The 4779-nt window shown below is 50.3% G+C and carries 5 protein-coding genes; 3 read left to right on the top strand and 2 right to left on the bottom strand.

Translation table 11 applies throughout. The features are described 5' to 3' along the window. Window positions 1-293: transposase (locus V2I46_08370; GenBank protein ID MEE4177510.1), on the bottom strand; the 293-nt coding region annotated here is incomplete at its 3' end. A 307-nt stretch (window positions 294-600) separates the two neighbouring features. Then, window positions 601-1707, bottom strand: a complete 1107-nt coding sequence (locus V2I46_08365) for an Ldh family oxidoreductase (protein ID MEE4177509.1) — start codon at window positions 1705-1707, stop codon at window positions 601-603. 543 nt (window positions 1708-2250) lie between these two features. On the opposite strand from V2I46_08365, the gene V2I46_08360 reads away from it, so the two are divergent. The 3 genes from V2I46_08360 to V2I46_08350 form a co-directional block, all read left to right on the top strand. After that, window positions 2251-3021, top strand: a complete 771-nt coding sequence (locus V2I46_08360; GenBank protein MEE4177508.1) for a hypothetical protein — start codon at window positions 2251-2253, stop codon at window positions 3019-3021. Between the two features lie 424 nt (window positions 3022-3445). Further along, window positions 3446-4078, top strand: coding sequence for a DUF4290 domain-containing protein (locus V2I46_08355; protein MEE4177507.1), 633 nt, complete (start codon window positions 3446-3448; stop codon window positions 4076-4078). 167 nt (window positions 4079-4245) lie between these two features. Continuing rightward, window positions 4246-4779 (top strand): UDP-N-acetylglucosamine 1-carboxyvinyltransferase (locus V2I46_08350; GenBank protein MEE4177506.1); only part of this gene is annotated, 534 nt, incomplete at its 3' end.

Here is a 4779-nt window from a genome sequence, read left to right as displayed (position 1 = left end):
CTTTCTTTTGGGTTCTCTGTAATCTCAAGTATGATCTTCTTGCTGGTAAATTTCTTGAAATCACGAATAGTATTGCTTAATTCACCCGTTGCACTCCGGGTTAGGATGTGAATGTGGTTACTCATAATGACCCAGGCGAAAATCTCCAGTCCTTTTTCTTTTTGGCAGAATTTCAGACTATCGATAATAATGTCCCTGTATGATTTTCTGGAAAAAAGATCAATCCAGTATACCACCTGAAGGGTAAGAAAATGAGGAGCAAATTGATCTTTTATTTGATATCCTGTTGGCATGGTTTTACAAAGCTATAAAATTTGCAGAATTGCAAATTCTGCAATGTTCAGAGCGGAATTGCAAATTCCGCTCAGCGGGGGAACCCTGCCTTTACTTCTTAAATCAAAAATCGTTAATCGTTAATCGTTAATCTGAAATCCAAAAACCTCCCCCAACCCTCCGCTAGCCAGCGGAGGGAGTTCGGGCACTGCCATTTTTAGGGCCAATCGCAAATCAAAAATCGTTAATCCCTGCCTGCCGGCAGGCAGGCTTGAACCCTAAACCCTAAACCCTAATCCCTAATCCGTAATCCCTAATCCGTAATCCCTAATCCCTGAACCTTCCCAGGTACTCTTCCATCCCATATGCCTTGCACAGCCCTCTGTACTCCTCAAGCAGGGCGTCGTTGAAGGGCACGCCCTTATGGCGGCGGTCCATCCAGGTGAGGTATTCCTTTTCGCCGGCGGTGTAGATGCGCTCCTGCCCGGGCATCTTTTTCGATGCCCTGAGTTCGCGCAGGATATCGCCCGTGGTTTTCCTGAAATCGTCGGGCTCTGTAAAAGCGCTGACGTTGATGCAGATAAAGAAATGGCCCAGGGGATAGGGAACCTTTTTCCCGTTTTCGACGCCCATCAGCATTTTCATAAAGGCGCCCTGCTGCAGTGCGGCCGAGAGGATCTCGACCACGGTGGCATAGCCATAGCCCTTATAGCCTGCCGTCTCCTCTCCTATCCCGCCCAGGGGCACCAGGGCGGCCCGTCCGGCGGTCAGGTCGCTGAGCACCTCGTTCGAGTCGGTCTTGCTCTCCCCGTTCTCATCGATGACAAGGCCCTTGATAAGCTCTTTGCCCTCGCGTGCATACAGCTCAATCTTTCCGCGCTGCACGATGCTGGTGGCACAGTCGAGCAGGAAGGGGAAGTCCTCGTCGGTGGGCATGCCGAAAGTCAGGGGGTTGGTGCCCAGCATGTTTTCCACCCCGAAGGTAGGTGCAATGGAAGGCCGTGCGTTGGTGCCCGTGATGCCGATCATATTTTCGTGCACGGCCATCAGGGGGTAATAACCCGCAAAGCCGTAGTGGGTGGAGTTGCGCACCGCCACCATCCCCATCCCGTATTTCGCAGCCTTGTCTATTGCCAGCTTCATGGCATTTAAAGCGATCACGTGGCCCATCCCGTTATGCCCGTCGATCACCGCGGTGGTGGCCCCTTCCCTGACTACCTCGTATTCTGTCACAGGATTCAGGATACCATCCCTGATCCTGTCGAGGTATATGGGCTTCAGGCGGTTGACCCCATGCGAATCGAAGCCGAACTTATCGGCCTGTATCAGCACATCGGCAATGATGCGCGCGTCAGCCTCAGGGATGCCGGCTTTCGCCATTACCTTTACCAGGAAGTCCTCCACCACGTCGAAGGGAATAAATTTCTGTGCCATCACAAATCAAATTTATAGTTGAAAATATTTTATCGTTTTACCTTTTTCCAAAAGTAGCATATTGCCCTGAACAAAAAAATGCCTGCATTAAAAAAACCTTCCTTCCTTCCTTCCTGTTTTTTATTTTCCGAGCCAAATCATGCGGGCCATCAGCCCGGGTAAAATGAAGGCTTGAGGGTTCTCAAACAGGGAATTTTATCCTGACAGGGTCATAGTTAATACGGAGTTAATACGGAGTTTATACGGTTTAAACCGTATAAACTCCGTATTAACTCCCTCTCTGGCATCTCTTTTTTCTTTGAAAAAGGGGTCAAAATGGGATTTCGCCACCCTGTTTTAACGCGATATCGTACTCATTTTCAGCAAAAAAAGAAAACAGAGCGATTGAATGCGTATATGAAACAGAAATATTTCTACATTTGCGAAAAGGAAACGCCCTTGGCGAACGGCCGGCTTCCCTTCGGACGGAGTCGTTCAACCTTTGCCAGGGTGATTCTGAAAGCATGAAAACCACGAATCACTGTAAATCCAAAACGAAGCCTTATGACAAAGAAAAAAATCACACGCGTAGGCGGAGATGAAGAAACGCCCGTAACCCCATCGCAAGGAAGGACCCCGTTTGTTCCAACGCCCGAGAGCAAGGGCAAAGCCAAGCAACTGCGCCTGTTCGCCATCCTGGCCTGGGTGGTGGCTATTGCCTTACAGGCCTATGCCATCTTCGGCGTGCTGTTGAAGCCGCCTGTCAACATGACCCTGCTCATCATCCTGATCGTGATTGACCTGGGCATGGCCATCACCGGTTCTATCCTTTGGAAGAAGGCCAACCGCCTCGACCCGGCTTCGGAAAAGGACAAGCTTAAGTTTTTCATGCAGAACCAGCTGGGTGCCATTATGGCCGTGCTGGCCTTCCTGCCCCTGGTGATCCTGATCTTCACCAGCAAGGACCTGAGCGGCAAACAGAAAGGGCTGGCAGGATCCATTGCGGTGATAGCCCTGCTCATCGCAGGGATCGTTGGGATTGACTTCAACCCGCCCAGTGTGGAGCAGTACACCGAGCAAACCGCTGAAGTGGAAACCTTGAATGAGGGATTCAACCATGTGTACTGGACAAAGTCGGGAACGGTTTACCATATTTATTCCGATTGCCATCACATCAACCGCGACGTCACCACAGAGATTTTTGAAGGCACGGTGGCCCAGGCACGCGAACTGAAAAACATCACCGAGCTGTGCAAGACCTGCCGCAGCAGGGCCATGGAGGAAAAAAACCTGACGGAGGAAGACCTGGTGCCCGACATCACCATAACGGAATAACCAGTCAAAAAAGCTGATCATAACAAGCCTTTGACTGCACAGCAAGTTCACCACCAGGGTCGTTTCCGGGTGGTGAATTTGTTTTTAACACCCGCCTTATCCCCCTGAATCGCTTCCCTGGCCAGAAAGAACCCGGAACCGCTTGCATATTTCATAAAAAGCTTCTTTGTATCATTACAAATAAATTCATACCTTTGCAGCGTTACCGAAAGGATCCGGTTTTTTCCCTCCACACCTTGCAGGAACAGGCCGGCTGGAAAACCAGGCAATAAACCTCCTGACATTTTCCGTTATTGTATTTATTACCACAAGCATTGATTTCCTAAAATAATAACCCGTTATTTCAATTACTGAATTGAGCACCTTGCCACAGTTGAACCTGTAAAAGGTTTACCGGTAAAACAGATCACTATACACCCCCTTTATGGAATACAATTCCCAGCGCTCGAAAATGAGCATCTCTGAATATGGAAGAAATATTCAGAAAATGATCGAACAGATCATGTCGATCGAAGACCGCGTAGAACGCAATCACCAGGCGCGTGCCATCATCAATGTGATGGGGCAGCTTAACCCTCACTTGCGCGATGTAAACGACTTCAAGCATAAACTGTGGGACCACCTGTTCATCATGTCGGATTTCAAGCTCGACGTGGACTCGCCCTACCCCATTCCATCGGCCCAGAGCCTTGCCCGCAAGCCCGAGCGGCTGGGCTATGCCAGTAACCACATCACCTATAAGCATTACGGCAGACATATTGAAAAGATCATTGAAAAAGCCTGTGAACTGGAAGACGGGGCCGAGAAAAGCGCCCTGGTAAAAATGATCGCCAACCACCTGAAGAAATCTTACCTGACCTGGAACCGCGATGCCGTAAGTGATGAAGAGATCGCAGCCCACCTGCAGCAGCTTTCTAAGGGAAAACTGACGCTGGACGAAAACGTGAAGCTGGCGCAGCCCCCCGAACCCCCTCCTGTCAACAAGGTAAAGAAGAAAAAGTACCAGGGAAAACCAGGGCCGGGCAAGCCCTACCCCTACCGGGGCAAAAAGAATTAAGCATTTTCCGGGGAAAAGCAGGGCGAAAGATTCATCGCCTGCAGAAGAATCCTTATTTTTGGCAGCTATGTCAATTGGAGGGGTGGCTTTGCACAGGAAAAAAAACCCCGGTTCACGAACCGCCACCCCCGCAATATTGATCAGTGACCATTAAAACCCCATTAACGATGGCTTCATTTGAAATTCACGGTGGCAAACAATTAAAGGGCGAAATCATTCCACAGGGCGCCAAGAACGAAGCGCTGCAAATCCTTTGCGCCACCCTGCTCACCCCAGAAGAAGTAGTCATTGAGAACATTCCTGAAATCAGGGATGTCAACAAGCTCATCGAGCTGCTGGCTGACTTCGGGGTGAAGGTCAAGCGCCTGGGTGAAGGCAGCTGGTCGTTTCAGGCCGATGAAATTGACCTGGACTTTCTTTACACCATTGATTTTCAGAAGAAGGCCACCCAGCTGCGGGGTTCGGTGATGATCGTGGGCCCGCTGCTGGCGCGTTTTGGCCGGGCCAGCATCCCCAAACCCGGGGGCGACAAGATTGGACGCCGACGCCTCGACACCCACTTCATAGGGCTCGAGAAACTGGGCGCCAATTTTCATTTCGATAACGAACGTTGTTTTTACAACATTGAAAGCCCTGGCCTGAAGGGCTGCTTCATGCTGCTGGAGGAAGCCTCGGTGACCGGTACGGCCAACGTGGTGATG

This window comes from Bacteroides sp. (assembly GCA_036351255.1).
Lineage (GTDB): Bacteria > Bacteroidota > Bacteroidia > Bacteroidales > UBA7960 > UBA7960.
The sequence above is the reverse complement of the archived record's forward strand: the minus strand, read 5'-3'. Positions and strand labels throughout refer to the sequence as shown.

Bases quoted from the DNA above. Each gene is read 5' to 3' on its own strand.
- V2I46_08365 (MEE4177509.1), bottom strand. From the start codon at position 1,707: ATGGCACAGAAATTTATTCCCTTCGACGTGGTGGAGGACTTCCTGGTA.
- V2I46_08360 (MEE4177508.1), top strand. From the start codon at position 2,251: ATGACAAAGAAAAAAATCACACGCGTAGGCGGAGATGAAGAAACGCCC.
- V2I46_08355 (MEE4177507.1), top strand. From the start codon at position 3,446: ATGGAATACAATTCCCAGCGCTCGAAAATGAGCATCTCTGAATATGGA.